The organism is Enterococcus pallens ATCC BAA-351 (assembly GCF_000407485.1).
Classification (GTDB): domain Bacteria; phylum Bacillota; class Bacilli; order Lactobacillales; family Enterococcaceae; genus Enterococcus_A; species Enterococcus_A pallens.
In genome coordinates this window covers 275,588-297,855 of the sequence record NZ_ASWD01000003.1, presented here as the reverse complement: position 1 = coordinate 297,855, position 22,268 = coordinate 275,588, and the positions used below count along the sequence as shown (strand labels likewise).

23 protein-coding genes are annotated in these 22,268 nt (G+C 39.5%); 22 read left to right on the top strand and 1 reads right to left on the bottom strand.

Annotated elements, in window-relative coordinates; genetic code table 11:
• Window positions 1–351 precede the first annotated feature (351 nt).
• From I588_RS13965 to I588_RS13955, 3 genes are read left to right on the top strand one after another with little or no spacing between them, the layout of a single operon-like run.
• Window positions 352–1,404, top strand: a complete 1,053-nt coding sequence (locus tag I588_RS13965; RefSeq protein WP_010759396.1) for a hypothetical protein — start codon at window positions 352–354, stop codon at window positions 1,402–1,404.
• The gene (locus I588_RS13960; RefSeq protein ID WP_010759395.1) at window positions 1,405–2,658 is read left to right on the top strand and encodes a tetratricopeptide repeat protein; all 1,254 of its coding nucleotides are present in this window, start codon (window positions 1,405–1,407) and stop codon (window positions 2,656–2,658) included.
• Window positions 2,659–2,670: 12 nt separating this feature from the next.
• Complete coding sequence (locus I588_RS13955) at window positions 2,671–3,231, top strand: YpiB family protein (RefSeq protein ID WP_010759394.1); 561 nt, start codon at window positions 2,671–2,673, stop codon at window positions 3,229–3,231.
• A 40-nt stretch (window positions 3,232–3,271) separates the two neighbouring features.
• Here I588_RS13955 and I588_RS13950 read toward each other — a convergent pair whose 3' ends face one another.
• On the bottom strand, window positions 3,272–4,159 hold the full coding sequence (locus I588_RS13950) for a YitT family protein (protein ID WP_010759393.1): 888 nt from the start codon (window positions 4,157–4,159) through the stop codon (window positions 3,272–3,274).
• Window positions 4,160–4,272: 113 nt separating this feature from the next.
• Between I588_RS13950 and I588_RS13945 the strand changes: the two genes are divergently transcribed.
• The 19 genes from I588_RS13945 (at window position 4,273) to topA (ending at window position 22,268) form a co-directional block, all read left to right on the top strand.
• A complete protein-coding gene (locus I588_RS13945) occupies window positions 4,273–4,617 on the top strand; it encodes a nucleotide pyrophosphohydrolase (RefSeq protein WP_010759392.1) in 345 nt (114 codons plus the stop codon).
• Window positions 4,614–5,834, top strand: coding sequence for a CCA tRNA nucleotidyltransferase (locus I588_RS13940; RefSeq protein WP_010759391.1), 1,221 nt, complete (start codon window positions 4,614–4,616; stop codon window positions 5,832–5,834). The genes I588_RS13945 and I588_RS13940 overlap by 4 nt, the downstream gene beginning before the upstream one ends.
• Window positions 5,827–6,204, top strand: coding sequence for a thioesterase family protein (locus I588_RS13935; protein WP_010759390.1), 378 nt, complete (start codon window positions 5,827–5,829; stop codon window positions 6,202–6,204). The genes I588_RS13940 and I588_RS13935 overlap by 8 nt, the downstream gene beginning before the upstream one ends.
• A 59-nt stretch (window positions 6,205–6,263) precedes the next feature.
• Window positions 6,264–6,716 carry a hypothetical protein gene (locus tag I588_RS13930; RefSeq protein ID WP_010759389.1) on the top strand — a complete coding sequence of 151 codons (453 nt, stop codon included), beginning with the start codon at window positions 6,264–6,266 and terminating at the stop codon, window positions 6,714–6,716.
• A 428-nt stretch (window positions 6,717–7,144) separates the two neighbouring features.
• Entirely contained in the window at window positions 7,145–7,714 is a 570-nt protein-coding gene (locus I588_RS13925) for a MarR family winged helix-turn-helix transcriptional regulator (RefSeq protein WP_010759388.1), read from the top strand.
• Window positions 7,715–7,805: 91 nt separating this feature from the next.
• Window positions 7,806–9,692 carry an ABC-F family ATP-binding cassette domain-containing protein gene (locus tag I588_RS13920; RefSeq protein WP_010759387.1) on the top strand — a complete coding sequence of 629 codons (1,887 nt, stop codon included), beginning with the start codon at window positions 7,806–7,808 and terminating at the stop codon, window positions 9,690–9,692.
• A gap of 1 nt (window position 9,693) precedes the next feature.
• On the top strand, window positions 9,694–10,641 hold the full coding sequence (locus tag I588_RS13915) for a thymidylate synthase (protein ID WP_010759386.1): 948 nt from the start codon (window positions 9,694–9,696) through the stop codon (window positions 10,639–10,641).
• A 10-nt stretch (window positions 10,642–10,651) separates the two neighbouring features.
• The gene (locus I588_RS13910; RefSeq protein WP_010759385.1) at window positions 10,652–11,155 is read left to right on the top strand and encodes a dihydrofolate reductase; all 504 of its coding nucleotides are present in this window, start codon (window positions 10,652–10,654) and stop codon (window positions 11,153–11,155) included.
• 110 nt (window positions 11,156–11,265) lie between these two features.
• The gene (locus tag I588_RS13905; RefSeq protein WP_010759384.1) at window positions 11,266–12,108 is read left to right on the top strand and encodes a DegV family protein; all 843 of its coding nucleotides are present in this window, start codon (window positions 11,266–11,268) and stop codon (window positions 12,106–12,108) included.
• A gap of 155 nt (window positions 12,109–12,263) precedes the next feature.
• The gene (locus tag I588_RS13900) at window positions 12,264–13,163 is read left to right on the top strand and encodes an SGNH/GDSL hydrolase family protein (protein ID WP_010759383.1); all 900 of its coding nucleotides are present in this window, start codon (window positions 12,264–12,266) and stop codon (window positions 13,161–13,163) included.
• Window positions 13,164–13,757 carry a YpmS family protein gene (locus tag I588_RS13895; RefSeq protein WP_010759382.1) on the top strand — a complete coding sequence of 198 codons (594 nt, stop codon included), beginning with the start codon at window positions 13,164–13,166 and terminating at the stop codon, window positions 13,755–13,757. It abuts the gene before it with no gap.
• Window positions 13,758–13,801: 44 nt separating this feature from the next.
• Entirely contained in the window at window positions 13,802–14,023 is a 222-nt protein-coding gene (locus I588_RS13890) for a YozE family protein (protein WP_010759381.1), read from the top strand.
• Between the two features lie 81 nt (window positions 14,024–14,104).
• Window positions 14,105–15,520, top strand: coding sequence for a S41 family peptidase (locus I588_RS13885; protein ID WP_010759380.1), 1,416 nt, complete (start codon window positions 14,105–14,107; stop codon window positions 15,518–15,520).
• Between the two features lie 83 nt (window positions 15,521–15,603).
• Window positions 15,604–16,146 carry a signal peptidase I gene (gene lepB, locus I588_RS13880; RefSeq protein ID WP_010759379.1) on the top strand — a complete coding sequence of 181 codons (543 nt, stop codon included), beginning with the start codon at window positions 15,604–15,606 and terminating at the stop codon, window positions 16,144–16,146.
• Window positions 16,147–16,591: 445 nt separating this feature from the next.
• Entirely contained in the window at window positions 16,592–17,359 is a 768-nt protein-coding gene (locus I588_RS13875; protein ID WP_010759378.1) for a helix-turn-helix domain-containing protein, read from the top strand.
• Between the two features lie 199 nt (window positions 17,360–17,558).
• On the top strand, window positions 17,559–18,407 hold the full coding sequence (gene ylqF, locus I588_RS13870) for a ribosome biogenesis GTPase YlqF (protein WP_010759377.1): 849 nt from the start codon (window positions 17,559–17,561) through the stop codon (window positions 18,405–18,407).
• Window positions 18,407–19,171: a ribonuclease HII gene (locus I588_RS13865; RefSeq protein ID WP_010759376.1), complete on the top strand. Its 765-nt coding sequence runs from the start codon at window positions 18,407–18,409 to the stop codon at window positions 19,169–19,171. Before ylqF ends, I588_RS13865 begins: the two co-directional genes overlap by 1 nt.
• Before the next feature lie 59 nt (window positions 19,172–19,230).
• Window positions 19,231–20,088, top strand: a complete 858-nt coding sequence (gene dprA / locus I588_RS13860) for a DNA-processing protein DprA (RefSeq protein ID WP_010759375.1) — start codon at window positions 19,231–19,233, stop codon at window positions 20,086–20,088.
• A 101-nt stretch (window positions 20,089–20,189) separates the two neighbouring features.
• On the top strand, window positions 20,190–22,268 hold the full coding sequence (gene topA / locus I588_RS13855) for a type I DNA topoisomerase (protein WP_010759374.1): 2,079 nt from the start codon (window positions 20,190–20,192) through the stop codon (window positions 22,266–22,268).

The window sequence follows — 22,268 nt, the reverse complement described above, 5'->3', positions numbered from 1 at the left end:
AGAAGAGAAACGGGACCCAAAAAAGTATTCTGCTTAACCATATCATGCTTAACTAATTCCTTTCAGTATGTAACAATAAAATTATACCAAACTCTGTAAAAGCGACCATGAGAACTTAAAAATAAAATGCAGATAATCCCATTAAATAAATTTATTCTGAAATTATTCAATATAATCATTATAAAGAGATCGTTTACATTTCTTTAATGAATAACCCGTGTTTCGACAGTGATTTAGCAAAATAAGCTGTTTAATTTGCTGATTATCGTAAAAAAGTTTTCTTATTGCTACTTTCTAGGAGTGTTTATATTATAATAATAGTAAGACCATGAAAAGGCGGTGAGAAGGCAGATGGACTATCTTTACCAGCAGGAAAATTTGGCAACGCAAGTAACCTATGGTGAAACTGTAGCTTCGATGATGCGGGAGAAGAACCTGAATAATTATCAATTAGTAATTTGCGGCAACCAGCGCTATTATGATCTATACGCTGATAAGCTGGCGCAGTTTATACCAGACTCCAGCAGCCATGACTGGTTTATAACTACCAATCAGCGCTATTGCAATGACATGAATCATTTTGAAGAGTTTGTCCTTTTTCTTAAACGATTTTCCCAACAGGAGAATTTTCTGTTCATTGGAATTGGCAATGAAGGAGTAATGGATCTTACTGCATTTTTGCATCATGTATCTAATATAGAAGCGGATTTGTGGCTTTTGCCAGTATCGATTCGAGCCTTCGCTCAAAGCTTAACCTTCCAGCATGAAATTGTTTTAGCAGAAACGATACAGCCAGTGATGGAAATTAATGAGGCGCCAGACAGTATCTTATTTGATCACACAATGGCAGATCAGCAGTCTGATGGAAAAATGGTGGATCTGCTTAGCTTAATTCGCTGTGGAATTGTCAGCGACCATGCCTTTTTGCAACGGCTGTACAGCGCTTATCCAAGTCGGCAGCTGTTAATGCAGCGTTCCTTTTCAGCTTTTATCGAAGCAATTTTACGCTACTATCAAGAGAATGGAAAAGAAATTAAACGCTTTGGCAAAGCCTTTGAATTGGCTTTTTTCCGAATTGAGAATGGTCATTTACTGTCTAACAGTATGAAAAATATGTTTGGCCTGTTAATGGAGCTTTGCTGGAATGTCTGTACAAGAGGTTTGCATTTCAATTTTAAAAATTTTGTGATATGGTTGGGGCAATTAGGCTACCCAGTCTCCTTGCCAGAGCCGATATCCTTAGGAGAATATGGCGAGCAGGTGATTGCTTTGGCAAAAGAGCATCCCCTGGTGGAATTGGAAGCTATTGGGGAAATTGGGAAGCAGCAGGTTCCGACACAACAGGAACTCGTTGATACCTTTGATCATTATCAAAAACTAATAGAAGAAATTAGAGGGAATTAAATGGCAAGTTATAGTGAGAAAATGTTAGCAGCTTTAGAAGCTGAGGATTTAGCTGAGGCAACGCTTCTTTTTGAACAAGCCTTGAAACAGGATGAACCAGAAATACTGGCTAGTTTAGCCGTAGAGCTGCAAGCTTTAGGCTTTTTAGAAGAAGCCAAGCGAATTTATAAAAAATTAAGTGCAGAATTTCCAGAAGAAGATAGTTTCTATTTATACTTAGCGGAAATGGCCATTGAGGACGACGAAATTGATCAGGCTTTTGAATATTTAGAAAAGATACAGCCAGAAAGTGACAACTACGTAGAAAGTTTGTTGATTACGGCTGATTTGTATCAGGTACTAGGTATCCCAGAGGTGAGTGAAGCGAAGCTGCTGCAGGCTAAAAATGCAGCGCCAGAAGAACCGTTAATTATTTTTGCTTTAGCGGAGCTGCATTTCTCTAATAACCAGCTGGGAGAAGCAGTGGATGAATATGGTCAGTTGCAAAATCAAGGCTATGATCAAATTGCTAATGTATCGATTAATGAACGTTTAGGCACTGCTTATAGCCTTTTAGGAGCTTTTGAGGAAGCATTACCATTTTTGGAACAAGCGTTAGAAGAGGATCGAACAGCCGATCGCTTATTCCAAATTGGCTTTACTTACTATCAGCTGCATGATTACCAACGAGCAATGATTTATTTGCAGGAAGTGATCGCTTTGGAACCGACTTATCAAAGTGCTTATTACTATTTAGCAGATTCCATGAAAGAAGAAGAGTTACTGGAGGAAGCTTTTGAAACTGCTGAGGAAGGAATTAAGGAAAATCCTTTCCAAGTGGAGCTGCTGCATTTAGCCTCTGAGGTAGCTTATCGTTTGAAGGATAGTAAAAAGGCTGAAGAGCTTTTACTGAAGGCCTTGGAGCTAGGCGAAAAAACGGATGAAACCTTATTAACCTTAAGTAATTTATACTTGAATGAGGATCAGCCTGAACAAGCAATTGAAATGGTTGAAAGAATGGATGAGCAGGACAATCCATATGCAGAATGGAATTTGGCACAGGCCTACAATGAAATTGAAGAATTTGCTCAGGCGAAACAGCATTACCAGCAAGCCTACGAACAGCTTTCTCATGAGCCGGAATTTTTAAAGGAATATGGCATTTTCTTGAGAGAGGAAGGCTTAATCGACCAAGCCAAACAAGTACTAACAATGTATTTAGAAATAGAGCCGGGAGATTTAGAAGTCGTGTCGCTTTTGGAGGATTTACTATAAAGGGGTGATTAGATGATTGATGTAACTGAAAAAAGAGAGTTCCTCGTTTGGTTAATCAACAACGTTTCTTTCCGTAGACGGGAAGTAATCTGGATCTTGAACTATTTGATTAATCATGAAACTATTTTAAAAAATGTTCATATTGTCGAAAATGCCAATTACACAAAACGTGGTTTAGTCATTCGAGATATTACACAAGAAGATGAACCAATGAGCTTGCATGTTCATGGTCAAGCCTTCACGAATAGCGACCAAGTTTTTCACGAAATCCGTCTTCATTGGGCCCAGCCTTTATATTTGGAATGTATTTTTCCCAATTCCTGGCAAAATGTCCAATATCTATCTGTACTGGAGGATAACCCAGAGGCTTCCTGGAATGATTCTGTTAGCGAAGAAATTATTCGCGAGGTAGAGGAGCACATTGCTCGGGAAGAAAAGGAAGCGAAGCTGAGGCTGTTAATCAGTCAAATTAATCAAGCTTTAGAAAATGGCGATAAAGAAGCCTTTCTTGAGCTTTCTGATGAAATTAATCGCCTGAAAATGTCAATTTGCGAAGATGAAGTAACTAAATAAAAAGAATGGCAGGGAGCTATCATGAGCCCTGCCATTCTTTTTACGGTTTTTTCAAGAAAAATTTTCGGCGCTGAGGTTTTAAGTAAGTGAAGCCTTCTCCAGCCACATCATGTACATTTATAATGGAGATAAAGGCGTGTTCATCGACTGAATGGATAATTTTTTTCACTTCGTTTAATTCTTGCTGAGAAACAATAATGTAGACGATTTTTTTCATTTCAGAAGAAAAACCGCCTTCTCCATGCAAGTAAGTAACTCCTCGTTCTAAATGATCCATTAGTAAAGCAGCGATGGCTTCGCTCTGATTGGAGATAATCATTACCCCCTTGGCTGCATAGCCTCCAGAAGACAAGACGTCCACTACTCGGCTGAACACGAAGGATACGATCAAGGTATACATCATCCGTTTCAGATCCAAATAACTCAAAGATAAAAGCAAAACGATGGCATCAAAAATAAGCAATGATTTTCCCATTGTAAAACCATTTTTCTGTTCCAATATGCGGGCGATTACATCGGCTCCACCAGTTGTACCACCGTAACGATAAACAAGTCCGCTGCCGAATCCAGCAAATAGACCTGCCAATAAGGAAACGATAAACAAATCGTGATCAAGATTAATAGCAAAGGGGACTCTTTGCCAAATCCACAAGAATACCGATAAGCTGACGGTTCCCAAAATAGTGTAATAAAATGAGCGTTTTCCTAGAATCCGACCACCAATTAAAATCAGGGGAATATTAATAAGCAATGTCGTATAAGCAGGATCAATTCCAAATAGTGCTCGGATAATCAAGGTGATCCCGGTGACGCCGCCTTCTGCCAAATGATTGGCAATGTTTAAATAAACCAATCCAAAAGCATAGATAGCTGTCCCAAAAACGATGAAAAAGACTTCTTTAGCGCGTGTTGCAGTTGTTGTTTTCATAAGCCCCTCCTTTAGCGATTTTCCTCATCCAACATATCATGAAAGACAAATACTTACAACAACTTGATAGGAAACAAAGCTTATTTTTGTTAAGATATAGTGGAGGTGGTTTGATGGAAGAAAAAACATTAGCAGCGATGCAAAAAGAAGTCGACACATACATTCAACAGTTCAAGACAGGTTATTTTTCACCCTTGGCTCAAATGGCCCGACTAACTGAGGAAGTTGGCGAGCTGGCCCGCGAGGTGAATCACTATTACGGAGAAAAGCCGAAAAAACCTGAGGAAGAACCAAAAACAGTGGCTGAAGAGCTAGGAGATGTTTTATTCGTTACCTTGATCATGGCCAACTCAATGGATATAGATTTAACTGAGGTTTTTAACCAAAATATGGAAAAATTTAATCAACGGGATCGCTTTCGCTTTGAGCGTAAGGACGGCAAAGGGGCAGAGGAATGAAATTAGACGCATTACCAATTGAATTTCAAGGTGCAATGCCGATCCTGCGGGAGCTTCAAGGAGCCGGCTATGAAGCTTATTATGTAGGCGGCAGCGTTCGGGATATTTTGCTGAATAAACCGATCCACGATGTAGATATTGCCACTAGTGCCTTCCCGGCTGAAATTAAACAGTTGTTTCGACGAACGATAGATGTAGGGATTCAGCACGGGACAGTTATGGTAGTTACTAAGGACGCGACTTATGAAGTGACAACCTTTCGAACCGAGTCTACGTATCAGGATTTTCGTCGACCAGATCATGTAGAATTTGTTCGTTCTCTGAAGGAAGATTTAAAACGCAGAGATTTTACCATTAATGCCTTAGCTGTTGGAATTGATGGTGAAGTGATTGATTTATTTGATGGCTTGAGTGATTTACGTTCTAGAAAGCTGCGAGCAGTCGGAAATCCTTACGAACGTTTCCATGAGGACGCTCTGCGGATGATGCGAGGTCTACGTTTTATTAGTCAATTAGGCTTTACTTTAGAACCTGAAACCTTCGAGGCGATTCGCGAATACCATTCGCTGCTGGCTAAAATTTCAGTTGAGCGAATCAATGTCGAATTTGTAAAATTATTGATGGGCTCCTCTCGTCAAGCGGGGGTTAAAACCTTTGTAGAATCTGAATGTTACATTTATTGCCCAGGCTTAAGCAATTACGGTGAGGCGCTGTTGAGGTTTGCAGATTTAATCGGTCCAGCCATTCCTACCGAAAAACAGGCCTGGACGTTGTTAATTTCCATGCTAGGGTTAAAGCAAGATCAGATCAAGTCGTTTATGAAGGAATGGAAATGTTCCAATCAGTTAATCAAGGATGTCAGTCAAATGGTTCCGGCTTTAGCCTTTCGCTTGAGTCATGAATGGGACAATTGGAACTTGTATCAGGTAGGACGTGAACTAGCTGTTTCTGTTGAATACCTGCTGATTTACTTTGGTAAAAAACCGAACCAAGCCAAAATCCGTTTAATGTATCAAAATCTGCCGATTCATAATTTGAAGGATTTGGCTATTAAAGGCAATGATTTGATTCAGCAATTTGATTATCCTAAGGGGCCTTGGATCAATCAAGTTTTACGTGGGATGGAACGAGAAGTCATTGAAAAAAATCTGCCAAATGAACAAGAGGCCTTACTAAATTTTGCTCAAAATTTTATGGAGGAGGAACCTCATGGATAAACAAATACTTTCTTACGATGTGGCGGAAAACACTACAGCTAAAAATGTTGGATCAGGTGATTTATCAGTCCTCTCAACCCCAGCCTTACTGGCAATGATGGAAAATTGTGCCAAAGAGCTGCTTAGCCAGCAATTATCAGAACAAGAAACCAGTGTCGGTTTTGCGGTGGAATTGAAGCATTTAGCTCCTTCGCCAGTAGGAGCTGTAATCGAGGTGCAAGCAGTGATAACTGAGCAAAACGGCAAGAAAGCAACCTTTGAAATTGAGGCCTATGATAATCAAAGAATGATTGGACAGGCGCATCACACCCGCGTAATCGTCGATAATGAACAATTCATGAGAAAAATGAAGGAAAATCACAATATGTGACCGTTTGCCAAGATATGTGATAGAATTAAATTATACTAATTATTGTTAGGAGAATGACTATGGCTAGAGAAATGACTGCACTAAAATTTTACTTCCGCAATGTAGAAACTTGGACGATTGAGCGTCGATATATCGGTGATTTGTGGATTAAGCAAATTACAACAAGTTTTGGTCGCATCAACGGCAGCGAGTTTGTTGAGATTCATCCTTGTGCTGGTTTCAAAATTGAAATTTATCAAGAAGGCGACCATGTTCAAACCTCTGATATTAACTTAGGCGGCTTGGAAATGGGCATGTTTGACCGTGCGAAGAAATTTGAAGATATTGAACGTATGGAAATCATTTACCGCAATGGCCATCCAGATTCAGTTTATTTCCCTTACAAGGATAAAGACAATGAAGGATTAGACAACATTTACCAATCAACTAAAGAATCAGAAAAAACTAAAAGCCTGTACATCGTAATTGACCCTGAAAAAACAGTCGATGACGTATACGGCGATCGCTTCTAAGAAATTTGCAGCTAAACGGAAAAATCCGTTTAGCTGCTTTTTTTGTCAGTTCTGCTTTTCGCAGTAAGCAATTAGATAATAGCCACATTAAAAAATTTAGCAAAACAAAGAACCAAGCAGTTTAGCAGAATGATATGCGCAAGAGAATAAGAGCCATTTTTCGTATTTTGAAAAATGCGTCCCACTAAACGAACTAGCAGTCAGTTCTGCTTTTCGCAGTAAGCAAATAGATAATAGCCACATTAAAAATTTAGCAAAACAAAGAACCAAGCAGTTTAGCAGAATGATATGCGCAAGAGAATAAGAGTCATTTTTCGTATTTAGAAAAACTTAAAAAAGAAAGGTACCTGAAGACTTGCAATATTGATCAGGTACCTGTATAATAAAAATATAAAGTAAGGTACCTTACTAAAAAAGGAGAGAGTATAATGGAAAATATTAGTGAACAATTAATGAAAATGCAGCATGAGTTACGTCGTTATCACCATAGACAAATGGCCAAGAATCAAACACTAGGTCCCCACCGAGGACAAGGTCGAGTATTGGCTTTATTGAAAATGACACCAGAAATATCCCAAAAAGATTTGACTTTCGTATTAGGTATGCGTCCACAATCTGTGGGTGAGCTTTTACAAAAAATGGAAGACAAAGAATGGATTACTCGTGAGACGTCTGAGGAAGATCGGAGAGTTATGATTGTTCGTTTAACAGAAACTGGTCAGGAAGCAGCCGACAAGCTGGATGAAAAACCAGCCTTAGACGAAGAACTATTTGCTCAATTCAGCGAAGAAGAAAAAGCAGAGTTTGCCCGCTTAATTAATAAATTGTTGGAAGAGCTGAATACTAAAATGGAAGAAGATCCGGAAACCTTTGGTGGTGGTCACGGATTCGAAGGTGAAGGACATCATCACCATGGACCTCATTGTGGACATGGCCCTGGAAAAGGTCCGGGACATCATCACTTTCATCCAGAACACTTCACTGATTTTTGGCAATAAAAAAATGAAAAGCTGTAAAGGGATCAGAAGCATTCCTTTGCAGCTCTTTTTTTGTTACAATAGCCAAAGAGAAAAATTGAGGATGATTCTAATGAAAGAATTACGTGTTACCGATTTATACAAGACCTTTGGAGATAAAACCTTATTTGATCGCATCTCATTTTTGATCCATGAAAAGGATCGGATTGGGCTGATCGGAGTCAATGGCACGGGTAAAAGCAGCCTATTAAACATTTTAGCTGGCTTAGACAGTGGAGATGGCGATGTTTCAGCAGTCGAGAAAAGCAGCGACTATCGCATTGGCTATTTAGCTCAGGAACAAGATTTTGATCCGGAAATGACTGTTTTAGATGCAGTTTTTCAAGGAGATAATTCGTTAATGCAGACTGTTCGAGCTTATGAAAAGGCATTAATGAATTTAAACGAGGATACAATGAATTCTACTTTGCAGGAGCGGTTTGCTAAGGCAGAGGAAGCCATGAATGAGCAGAATGCGTGGAACGCCGACAGTGAAGCAAAAGCCATTTTAAACAAATTAGGTATTGTGACACTGGATAAACAGATCAAAGAATTATCTGGTGGACAAATCAAACGTGTGGGCTTAGCCCAAGTGTTGATTGATGCCCCTGATCTCCTACTTTTAGATGAGCCAACAAACCACCTGGATTATGAAGCGATTCAATGGCTGGAAAATTATTTAAAGAATTATCAAGGCTCTTTATTGATGGTTACTCATGATCGCTACTTTTTAGATCGAGTAGCTAATCGGATTTTTGAACTTTCTTTTGGTAAGCTATATGAATATCAAGGGAACTATGAAGCTTATGTAATGGAAAAGGCGGAAAGAGATCGGGTTGCGCAAGAGCAGGAAGGTAAGCGAGTCCAGCTTTACAAACAGGAACTGGCCTGGATGCGAGCTGGTGCTAAGGCTCGAACCACTAAGCAGCAGGCGCGAATTCACCGCTTTGAAGATTTGAAAGAAAACCTGCATCAAGTAAAAACCGATGGTCAGGTGGAAATGAATATTGCTACGACTCGCTTAGGGAAAAAGGTACTGGAGCTTCAAGATGCCTCGTATCAAATTGAGGGGAAACAGCTGCTGAATCATTTCGATCTATTAATCCAAGCTCGAGAACGTTTGGGAATTACAGGGAAAAATGGGGCTGGAAAATCTACCTTGTTAAATATTTTGGCCGGTCGCATTGCAATAGACAGCGGGATTTTAGAAGTAGGCGAAACGGTTCGTTTAGCCTATTATACACAGCGCAATGAAGAAATGAATCCCGACCAGCGGATGATTGCCTATCTGCAGGAAGCTGCAGAAGAAGTGAAGCAACGAGATGGCAGCCAAATTGGTGTTGCAGAATTATTGGAACGATTCCTGTTTCCACGATTTATGCATGGCACAATCATCGGGAAATTGTCCGGTGGTGAAAAACGGCGATTGTACTTGCTGAAATTACTGATCCAGCAGCCGAATGTTTTATTGCTGGATGAACCAACCAATGATTTGGATATCGCTACATTAACCGTTTTAGAAGATTATTTATTGGACTTTCCGGGAGCTGTAATCACCGTCTCCCATGACCGTTACTTCTTAGATAAGGTAGCAGAAAAGCTGTTGATTTTTAAAGGCAATGCTCACATTGACAGTTATTTTGGTTCAATCATTGACTACTTGGCAAAACAAACTCAGCAGGATAAAGCAGAAAAAAGTACGAAAGCACCAGTAGTAGTTAAGGAAAAAACGCAGAAAAAGAAATTGTCTTATCATGAGAAAAAAGAATGGGAAACCATTGAAGATACAATTGCTGAGCTGGAGCAGCGAATTGATGAGTTAACGGAAGAGATGAATCATCAAGGAGATGATTTCACAAAGCTGCAGGAACTCCAGCAGGAAATAACAGATACTGAGCAAGAATTGGAAAACAAAATGACCCGTTGGGAATATTTAAGTGAACTTATGGAGGGGCAATAAAATGGAGCAAGCATATTTAGATCTTGGAAAAAAATTGTTAACAGAAGGTCATCAAAAAGGTGATCGGACTGGCACTGGCACAAAGAGTCTTTTCGGTTATCAAATGCGTTTTGATTTAAGTGAAGGGTTTCCTTTGCTAACTACGAAGCGAGTACCTTTTGGTTTAATTAAGAGTGAATTGCTCTGGTTTATCAAAGGAGATACCAACATTCGTTATCTTTTGCAGCACAATAATCATATTTGGGATGAGTGGGCCTTTGAACGTTATGTCCAATCTGAGGATTACCAAGGTCCCGATATGACTGATTTTGGTCATCGTGCTTTGCAGGATGAAGATTTTAACCAGCAATATCAAGCAGAAATGAAAGCTTTCTGTGAGAAAATCTTGGCAGACGAAGCCTTCGCTGAAAAATATGGAGATCTGGGAAATATTTATGGTTCTCAATGGCGGCACTGGCAAACGAAAGAGGGCGGCTTCATTGATCAATTGGGTGATGTGATTGAAATGATTAAAACCAATCCAGATTCACGTCGTCTAATTGTTTCAGCCTGGAACCCGGAAGATGTTCCATCAATGGCCTTGCCACCTTGCCACACCATGTTCCAGTTTTATGTAAATGATGGCAAGTTAAGCTGTCAGTTGTACCAACGCAGTGCGGATGTTTTCCTAGGTGTTCCTTTTAATATTGCTAGTTATGCCTTATTAACTCATTTAATTGCTCATGAGACGAATTTGGAAGTAGGCGAATTTGTTCATACTTTAGGGGATGCTCATTTATATTCTAATCATGAAGAGCAAATGAAGCAGCAGCTAAGCCGGACACCAAAGGCTTTTCCAACCTTGCGTTTGAATCAGGAAAAGCAATCGGTTTTTGATTTTGAGATGGAAGACATTCAAATTGAAGGCTATGACCCAGCGCCAACAATTAAAGCACCGATTGCAGTTTAGGAGGGAAATTATGCTAATCGCAATTTGGGCACAGGATAAGAATGGGTTAATCGGTAAAAACGACCGTTTGCCTTGGCATTTGCCGAATGACCTGCGCTTTTTTAAGGAAAAAACCGTAAACAATACGATTGTTATGGGGCGAAAAACCTTCGAAGGAATGGGCGGTCGTCCGCTGCCTAACCGGCAAACGATTGTTTTAACTCGCAATACCGATTATCAAAATGATCAGGTACTTGTAATGCATTCGTTGGAGGAAGTTTTAGATTACAGTCAGCAGACAGAAATGATTACTTATATCGCGGGTGGTTCATCCGTTTATCAGGAATTTTTGCCTTACTGCGATTGCTTGTATCGAACAAAGATTGATCATGTCTTTGAAGGAGATGCCTATTTTCCTTCAATTGATTGGTCTGATTGGCAATTGATCGATCAAGCTCAAGGAACTGTCGATGAGAAAAACCTGTATCCTCACGTATTTGAAACCTATAAGAATAACAAAAACCGAACCAATTAAGGGTTCGGTTTTTTTCAAGATTCTTTAAAATGTGTGCTTTATCATGATTTATTTTAAGCTCTCTGCTATACTGAGATTAATTTCAAAACGATCTGGAAAGAAGGATAGGAATGTCTAAAGTTAAAATTGTTACAGACTCCTCTTGTACATTTGAGAAAAAATATCAGGAAGAATTAGATATTACAGTCATCCCGTTGTCAGTGATGATTGACGATGTGGTATATCCCGATGACGATAAATTGACGGGAGAGAAATTTATGGATATGATGGCTGGGGCGAAAGCCTTACCCAAAACCAGCCAACCGCCAATTGGTTATTTTGCGGAATTATATGATGAATTGGGGAAAGATGGCAGCCAAATCGTTTCGATCCATATGACCCAAAGCTTAAGCGGTACAGTTGAAGCAGCCCGTCAAGCAACCTTTTTGACCAGCAGTGATGTTACTGTAATTGACAGCGGATTTATTGATCAATCCTTGTCCTTTCAAGTTATTCGAGCAGCTGAGCTGGCTCAAGCTGGAGCAAGTCTAGAAGAAGTCTTGGAAGCTGTTGAGAAGGTAAAGGAAACCAGCCGATTGTTCATTGGTATTTCTTCTTTGGACAATTTAGTAAAAGGCGGACGTGTAAGCCGAGCGACAGGTGTTTTGTCTAACGTATTAAATATTCGTGTTGTCATGGAGCTGGAAGACGGGGCGTTGGTTCCGGTAATTAAAGGCCGTGGCAAAAAAACCTTCAGCAAATGGCTGGACACCTTCAAAGAAGAGCTAAGTAAATTTGCTCACGTGAAGCGTATTGGTATTTCACATACAGGAAGAACTGAATTTATTGAAGAAGCGAAAAATACCCTGCAAGAAATGTTTCCTGATTTAGAAATTCCGGTATTACACACTAACCCAATTGTTGCTACTCATACTGGTAAAGATGCATTTGCGATTATGTACTATACCGAATAGTAAAGTGCCTCTAAGCTTAGAGGCCTTTTTTAAACTTGTAAGAAGATATTTGTTTTTCGTAATTTATAGCATTGTTGCATGAATGTAATGCTGTTTGGCTTCCTGAACTGGGTAAGTTTGAGAAGCTTTTCTTAATTTAAAAAGGAGGCGAACCATTGAAAAAATATGTCACACCGCTGATTCCAGTAGTGACCGCTCTATTAACCTTCGTCTGCTTATCCCTTTTACTACCTAAAGCGGGATCGATCATTAAAGCTGAAACAAGCAGCGAAAGTGATAACTACAAACAAACTGTTCATTTCGTTGCTTTGGGAGACTCATTGACTCAAGGTGTGGGAGATGAAACCAATCGTGGCGGATTTGTTCCCTTAGTTGCAGACGGCTTGAAAAATGAATATAAGCTTTCCACTGTTCAAACAGAAAACTTCGGCGTCTCTGGCGAACGAAGCGATCAAATTTTGAAACGGCTCAACAAAGATGAGGAGTTGCAGCGCAGTCTAGAAAGTGCTGACATGATTACGTTAACTGTTGGCGGAAATGACCTTTTGCAAGCTTTTCAAAAAAATATCACTGCTAAATCAGCCAAGAAATTTAATCAACCAATCAAAAAATACCAAAAAAATGTCGAGAAAATTTTAACTGAGACTCGAAAGTTGAATAAAGACGCGCCGATCTATATCCTAGGAATATACAATCCCTATTATTTAAATTTTCCTGATATTAAGGAGATGCAGACAGTAGTGGACAACTGGAATGATGCTACCAAGGAGCTGACTGAGGATACTAGAAACAGTTTCTTTGTCCCAGTGAATGACCTGCTTTACAAAGGATTGCCTGAAAAAAGCACTAAAGACAGTGAGACTGCAGACTCTTCTAAAGAATCAACAGAAACTTCTGCAGAGCAATCGACTGAGGGCACGACGGTTAAAAACAACGTATTATACGATGGAGACAATTTCCATCCCAACAATCTTGGTTATCAGCTAATGGCCAACGCGGTAAAAACAGAAATGATGAAGTCAAATGATTTATGGCTGTTGAAGGAGCGGAAGTAAATGAAGAAAAAAATAAATGGTTGGAAAATTGCTTTTTTAGTCTTAGTCGGTATTTTAATCGGCAGCGGCATCTTTTTGACAACCCGGGTCTTTTCTACCCGTGAAACCAACTTGCCCCCCAGCAGCGAAACAACTGTACCAGAAGGGTCACCTGTATTGACTATGAATATGGATAAAAAGAAGCTGAACACAGTGATGGATTACTTTTTAACCGATTATCAGAAGGATTCAGATATTAAATATGAATTTTATTTAGAAAATCAGGCTTTGCTGAATGGACAGTTCAATTTCTTAGGGGCTAAAATAAATTTCTATCTTTATTTTGATCCTTATGTGATGGATAATGGCAATGTTCAATTGAAGGCCAGAGATCTTTCGATTGGGACATTGAACTTACCAATCAGTGAAGTGATGTCAATGATTACTCGCAGTTACAAATTCCCTGACTGGGTTGAAGTTTCGGCGAAGGATCAAACGATTGAATTGAAGCTGGATCAATTCAAGCTGCAAAATGGCATGTTTATCAAAGCAGATCATATTGATCTAGTAGGCGATGATATTCAGTTCAGCTTGTATTTACCAAAAGAAAAGTAAAAATGACAAACGTAGCGTATGCCTAAAAAATGATGGAGTGACTCATGAGAAGAAGTTTTTATCATTATATTTTGACTGAACGAGGAAATAACCTTAAAGATCCAACCCAGGCCTTTGCGGCAGCTGTCAGCAAAGACATTATGTTTCCTAAGCAATCTGAGGACTACCATGAGATTGCAGATTATTTGGAATTAAACACCAATTATATTCCATCAATGGATTTGTTTGACCGTTTGTGGGAATATTATCTCGAAAATAATCAATAAAAATGACAGGAAAGGTCTGAGAGGGCTTTTCCTTTTTTTTTACTCGTGCTATGATGAAAATAAGTGAAAGGGTGTTGCGTTTTGCAGAAAAAAACAGTCACATTATCCTTCTATTTAATTTCCATCTTTTGTACAATTGTCCTTACTGCGGCGTTTGTTTTTTTTCTGGAAAAAACGCAGTTTACTCATCAAGAATCGGTTATTAAGGTAACTCGCAGTGAGCTGGATGAGGTTCAGGATCTTTATGATTTAATCAGTACGAACTATGTGGGGGAAATAGATAAAGATGAGTTGATCAAGGGAGCACTATCAGGCATGACTGACTCCTTAAATGATCCTTATTCGCAATTCCTGTCGGCTAAAGAAACAAAAGAGTTGGACGAGGCTGTATCAGGCAGCTTTGAAGGGATCGGAGCCAATTTAGAGCTGAAGGAACAGCTGCCAACGGTTGATCAAGCTCCTATTAAGGATTCACCAGCAGAAAAGGCAGGACTTAAATCAGGCGATGTCATCTTGGAGATTGACGGTGTATCAACACAAGGTCAGTCATTAGATGAGGTAGCCAGTTCTATTCGTGGGGAAAAAGGGACTGAGGTTCATTTAATGATTCAACGAGAAAACGAAAAGTTTAGTGTCAGTATAAAAAGAGATATTATTCCCAATGAAACGGTACAAGGGAAACTAGATCAAGAGCATCCAACCATTGGCGCAGTTCAATTGACCAATTTTCGTGAGACTACGGCATTGGAATTCAGAAACACGATAGAAAAGCTGCGAGATGAGGGGGCGACCTCATTTGTTGTAGATATTAGACAAAATTCTGGTAGTCTTTTGGACGAAGCGGAGAGAGTAGCCAGCTATTTTCTTGAAGACGACGATACCATTGTGCAATTCGCGGATGAAAAGAAAACAGTTGCTGTAGAAAAGGCTAGCAAGAAGATTGATGATGGTTTTAAGCTCAAAGAGCCGGTAGTTTTCTTAGTTGACCAAGAAACAGCCGCTGGGGGTGAATTACTGGCAGCTGCTGTCAAAAGTAAGGATATTCCACTTATCGGTACTCGTACTTTTGGTAAAGGAACCGTGCAAAATGTACAGCCTATCGGTGAAGAGAGCTATGTACAGCTAACTATTTTAAAGTGGCTGACACCAGAGGGAGAATGGATTGATGAGAAGGGGATTGAACCTACGATTGAAGTGGGGCAACCAGGCTATGCCAACCTGCCGCCATTATCCCGTCAATCTAATTGGCGTATAGGTGATCAGGGAGAGGTTGTAACTAATTTGAATGCAATGCTGAAAGCGTTGGGTTTTGATACCGAGGGAGATCAATTTAATGAAAAAACGCGTCAGGCAGTGATTCAGATTCAAACAGAAAATAATCTGCCTGCCACTGGTGCAGTAGATGTTCAAACCTCTGAAGTCATTCAAGAAAAGCTGTTTGAATTAGTCAAGGCCAATGATGCGACTTACAAACGCGCAATAGAAGTCCTATCTTAACAGCAGAGGGTTCTCTCTGTTGTTTTTTATTGGTAATGTCTGGGGGTAATCCCCTATAATAGAGCAAAGGGAGGAAGAGCAAAATGAAAAAATGGCAAGACCAGCTCTGGCTAATGATAAAATATTTTTTAATTGCGCTCTTTCTTGGCGTGATCATCCGCGGTTTTCTGCTGATTCCCGTACCAGTAACGGGAAACTCCATGAATCAAACGTTGAAGCAAGGAGACATGATTGTGATGGAGAAATTTACTAAGGTCCAGCGCTTTGATGTAATTGTTTTTCGCAAGGAAGACGGGACTACCTATATCAAACGGGTAATTGGTCTTCCAGGTGATGCTGTCCGCTATGAACAAGATCAGCTGTTCATAAATGACAAACAAGTTCCAGAAACTTTTTTAACGAATAATCAAACCCACGATCATGAGAATACGCCCTATACAACAAATTTCAATTTGCACGATTTAATTGGTTTAGACCAACTTCCACAGAATGAATATTTTGTTTTGGGAGATAATCGACGGATTTCAAAAGACAGTCGGTCATTTGGAACAGTAGACAGTCGAGAAATTATGGGAAAAGCTCGTTTTGTTTATTATCCACTAGCTGATATGCAATTTATTCATTAGATATTTTATTGGAAAAACAATAATGGTTTTTAAGTAGAGAAAACAGTTAAAGGGAAATGAACTTTTCTTAATTTTTTCCGCGTCTAAAAAATCAAATCTTTTCAGCAGCCCACTTTTTTTTTAGTTTTTTTGCTTCGCTTTCAGTGCTGTTTTCAAGCGATATAGGTAGTTATATATTGTTATTCAAAAGACCTTTTCAAGAAAGGTCTTTTTTTATTTATTAAAATAGCTTATCTTTGCAAAAATTTAATGTCTGAATTAATGGACAAAAAAACATTTTTTTAGTAAAAATATTGAATAGATATTTTATTAACAAATATCGTTAGCAGCTAGATTCAATTGTTAGTTTCATCTCTATGATTATGTGGTAACGGGTGGCAAAATCATTAGGTGAAACAAGAGTCCTGATACAGTAAGCAGATTAATATAGAAAGTAGTGAATAATATGCAACAAATCCTATTGTTAACAAAAAATGTTTTATCCGAAGAGAAACTTCAAAAAAACTTGCAAGTATTGAATTATGAGGTTTTTAGCACCTCAAGCTTTTTAGAAATGAATAAATACAGTCAAATCAATGAACAATTTTTGGAGTACTTCCAATTTGTCATTTTAAGCAAAACGATTTCTAACGATGAAATTTACGAAATCTTGCCAACTTTAAAACGTCACAGCTTGACCATTATCCGAGTATTTGAAGCAGAACCAACTGAAAAGGGCAAAGCTTTTCTTGAAGATACTGGAATCAAGCATTGGATAATGGAATCAAGCCCATCTGAATTTTTGAGAGAAAAAATGCAGCAAGCATTACTTTCTGATGCTTATCCTGTAAGTCAAGAGAACGCCTCTGGAACGGATAATGTTTCGCCATTCCAACGTCAAAAGATTGAGATCAAATTGGCGAATGTAATCAAACATCTGTCTAAGCAAGAAACCGAATTTTTCCGAATTATCTTTACCACTCCGTCTCAACCGGTCACTAGGGAAGAGTTATGCGAACGTCTTTGGGGAGATAAAACGACCAACTCTCACTTGAGTACCCTATCAAGCTTATCTAAGCGGATCGAACTTAAATTTAATAAAAATGGTTTTCCTGGTTCGATTATTAAGACTCAATGGGGCGATGGCTACACATTATCCAATGAGTTTGCTGATCAAGTAATGGCAATTCGCCGCTCTCCAGAAATTGTTACTCATCTGTTTAATGCAGCGTAAGAACAACTATCTTTATGTAAAAAGAAGGCTCTCAGCTCGAGGCCTTCTTTTTTTAGGCATGAACTAGAAAAACAAGATTAAGAAAAAAATACATATTTGTCGTAAGTTTAACCTTAAAAACTTTATCTGGTATGGTAGAATATCTGAGGAAGAATTTACTGATTGCTTAATCCATAGTTTAAAGGAGGAAATAGATTCAATGACAATTCAATGGTTTCCTGGTCATATGGCAAAGGCTAGAAGAGAAGTATCTGAGAAGATGAAATTTGTCGATATTGTTTTTGAATTGGTGGATGCTCGACTGCCGCGGTCTTCTCGCAATCCGATGCTGGATCAGATCGTGCAGCAGAAGCCGCGATTGATTTTGTTAAATAAGGCGGATCTGGCGGATCCTAACCAAACAGCTCGCTGGATGGACTGGTTCAAAGAACAAGGCTATGAGGCGTTGTCCCTAAATGCTAAAAACGATAAAAGTGTTAAGCAAATTGTACCAGCTGCGAAAAAGGTTTTGGCTGATAAATTAGCGCGAGATAAAGAACGAGGAATTAAACCGAGGGCTATTCGTGCCATGGTTTTGGGAATTCCTAACGTCGGAAAGTCCACCTTGCTGAATCATTTAGCAGGCAAGAAAATCGCTAGTACTGGTAATAAGCCTGGAGTTACTAAAGGACAGCAATGGCTGCGTTTTGGTTCTCAATTAGAGCTTTTAGACACTCCAGGGATTTTATGGCCGAAATTTGAAGACCCAGAAGTGGGCAAACGCTTGGCGTTAACAGGAGCAATTAAGGATGACCTGCTTCATTTAGATGACTTAGCGATCGACGAGTTGGGCTTTTTGCGCCGCTTTTATCCTGAACAATTGAAGGAACGTTACAAGCTGACGGATGAAGAAATGTTCCAAGAACTTCCGGAGTTGTTGATGCTGATCGCTCACAAACGCGGCTTTAAAGATGATTACGAGCGGGCGAGTGAAATGCTGATTATTGAACTGCGTCAAGGAAGATTGGGACGTTATACTTTAGATCGTTTCGAGGAGTACACAGAATAATGGATAAAATGTCAATTCAGGCAGTTAAAGAGCTGCTAAAAGAAATTACTGATGAACAAGATCCGCGCTTTAGCAAACTCGCAGCAGATGAACGCAAGGGTGTTAAATTAGCATTGCAGCAATGGCAAAAACGTCAAGAAAAAGCAGCGGCTTTGATTGCCCGTTATCAGGAAATGTCGATTTTTGAGAACGAAAAGCAAGTATTAGGCTTTCAAGCAATCGCTGGTATTGACGAAGTGGGCCGGGGGCCTCTAGCTGGTCCAGTAGTGGCAGCAGCAGTTATCTTAAATGATGATCATCAAATTATTGGTTTAAATGATTCTAAGCAGCTTTCTGCTAGTAAACGCGAAGAACTAGTAACGGAAATTAAAAAGCATGCTCGAGCTATCGGAATTGGTGAAGCGAGTGCAGAAGAGATTGATCAATTGAATATCTATCAAGCTACTAAGGTTGCTATGCAGCGCGCATTGGATCAGCTGCCGATTCAACCAGATTGTTTATTGATTGATGCGATGGTCTTAGACAATGGTCTGCCTCAAGAAAAGATTATTAAGGGAGATGCTCGATCAGTGTCGATTGCGGCGGCCAGCATTATTGCTAAAGTCTATCGTGATCAGCTTATGTCAGAGTATGGACGCAAATACCCAGCTTATGGTTTTGAGCAAAACGCTGGCTATGGTACTAAGCAGCATTTGACTGCCATCGATGAATTTGGGGTTTTGCCGATCCATCGAAAAACTTTTGCCCCAATTCGTAAAAAATAAAATTAAAATCTCTCTTTTTTGCTTATCTTATAGTAAGCAGTTAGAAAAGAGGGATTTTTTTGGAGAAAACAATATTTTTGTTGCATTTAAGCGTTACAAGAGGTATCGGTCCAGTTACTAAGCAAAAAATTTATCAGTATGCGAAGAAACTGGATTACTGGCAGTTGTCGCCTGTTGAATTGTATCCTTTTACAAGAGGCAAAGGAGTAGGAGATTGGGAGTCATGGAGTAACGAACGTCTGATTGAGTTGAAGGAAAAACATCAGCTCATCACTATAGAAGATCAGGAGTATCCTGAACAGTTGCGTTTGTTGCCTGTACCGCCTTTAGTATTGTTTTATAAGGGAAATTTGCAATTGTTGAAAAGAGAGTGTCTATCGGTTGTTGGTGCTAGGACGGCTTCTGATTATGGCTATGGTGTGCTGCGTCGATTCATGCCGGAGCTGGTGAAGCGGCAGTTTGTGATTGTTAGCGGTCTGGCAAAAGGAATCGACTCTTTTTCCCATCAATTTGCCATTTCAAATCAAGGAAAAACGATTGGAGTGATTGGCACCGGATTAGATATCTGCTATCCTAAAGAAAGTGGTAATTTACAAATAGAGATGGCTAGAAATCATTTAGTGCTGAGCGAATACCCCGACGGAACCCGTCCTGCAAAATTTCACTTCCCCATGCGGAATCGAATTATTGCTGGTTTAGGGCAAGGTGTGCTGGTAATCGAAGCCAAACAAAAGAGCGGCTCGCTAATTACCGCTCAACAGGCTTTGGACTATGGGAAAGAGGTATTTGCGGTACCAGGAAATGTTTTGGACGGACGTTCTGCCGGATGTCATCAGTTGATTCAAGACGGTGCAGTGTGTGTAGAAAAAGTCCAAGATATTCTTGATTCTTTACAATTATTGAAAAAAATATATTAGTCGCTACTTGACAAATAAAAATCGAATCGCTATTATAGGCTACGATTTGTCAGTAAATTTCCTGTATATAATAGTAGAAAAAATTAGGGAGGCAAAAACGTTTGGCCTATAAATATTTAGTGATTGTGGAATCACCAGCAAAAGCAAAAACAATTGAAAAGTACCTTGGAAGAAATTACAAAGTAGTAGCAAGTGTCGGACACGTACGTGATCTGCCAAAAAGTAAGATGGGAATTGATATTGAGAACAATTATGAACCGCATTACATTTCAATTCGCGGAAAAGGCGACGTTATCAAAAGCTTGAAGCAGGCTGCCAAAAAAGCCCAAAAAGTCTATCTCGCAAGTGACCCGGATAGAGAAGGGGAAGCAATCGCCTGGCATTTAGCTTACTTATTAGGCTTAGATTTGAAGGATAAAAATCGCGTGGTTTTCAACGAAATCACCAAGGATGCAGTAAAGGCAGCCTTTAAGGAACCACGTTCGATTGATGTTTCATTAGTCGATGCGCAACAAGCACGCCGAGCATTAGATCGTTTAGTAGGGTATTCGATTTCTCCAATTCTTTGGCGCAAGGTTAAAAAAGGACTAAGTGCTGGTCGTGTACAATCCATTGCTTTGAAAATTATTATCGATCGTGAAAAAGAAATCCGTGAATTTATTCCCGAAGAATACTGGAGTATCGACGGAAACTTCAAAAAAGAAAAGAAAAAATTCAAAGCCAATTTCTGGGGTGTAGACGGCAAGAAGAAAAAACTGCCAAACGCAGAATCGGTTAAAGAAATCACCCAGCGAATTGATGGCAAAGACTATCAAGTTACTAAAGTAGAGAAGAAAGAACGCAGACGTAATCCAGCGCAATCCTTTACTACCAGTAACATGCAACAGGAAGCAGCTCGTAAGCTGAATTTCCGGACGCGTAAAACAATGATGGTTGCACAACAACTGTATGAAGGAATTTCTTTAGGTAAGCAAGGAACTGTCGGATTAATTACTTATATGCGTACGGATTCAACTCGTATTTCTGATACAGCCAAGGCTGAGGCAGCTGAATTCATCGAAAACAAATATGGCAAAGAATACTCGCAGCATACTGCTCGCAAGACGAAAAATCCGCAAGGCGCACAGGATGCCCATGAAGCGATTCGTCCAACCAGTGTGAACCGTACACCAGATGAAATGAAGCAATATTTAGATAAAGACCAGTTGAAATTGTATACCTTGATTTGGTCACGTTTTGTTGCCAGCCAAATGACGGCAGCTGTTTTAGATACTATGAAAGTGACCTTGGAACAAAATGGGGTAATTTTTATTGCGAATGGTTCTAAGATTAAATTCAAAGGATTTATGCAGGTTTATGTTGAGGGACGCGATGATGGCAAGGAAGACAAAGAAAACATTTTGCCAGAGCTTGTCGAAGGAGACGTTGTTCAGTCGGTTAATATCGAACCTAAACAACATTTCACTCAACCACCAGCACGATTCAGTGAAGCAACTTTAATTAAAACTCTGGAAGAAAATGGCGTAGGTCGTCCTTCAACTTATGCACCAACTTTAGATACCATCCAACGTCGTTATTATGTGAAGTTGACTCAACGCCGTTTTGAGCCGACTGAATTAGGGGAAATTGTTAATTCACTGATTGTGGATTTCTTCCCACAAATTGTGGATGTGAATTTCACGGCTGAAATGGAAAACGGTTTGGATAAAATCGAAGAGGGGAAAGAGGAATGGGTTAATGTTGTTGACCGTTTCTACAAACCTTTCGCTGTTGAGTTGGAAAAAGCAGAAGAAGGTATTGAGAAAATTCAAATCAAGGATGAACCAGCTGGCTTTGATTGTGATGTTTGCGGACACCCAATGGTAATTAAGCTTGGTCGTTATGGTAAATTCTATGCCTGCAGCAATTTTCCAGACTGTCGCAATACAAAACCAATCATTAAAGAGATTGGTGTAGAATGTCCAGTTTGCCATAAAGGACAGGTAGTCGAAAGAAAATCGAAGAAAAATCGATTGTTCTATGGCTGTTCTCGTTACCCAGATTGTGATTTCACTTCTTGGGACAAGCCAGTCGGCCGTAGTTGTCCGAAATGTGATAATTACTTGGTTGAGAAAAAAGTCAAAGGCGGCAAACAAGTAGTCTGTATCAATGGGGATTACGAAGAAGCCGTTCAAAAATAG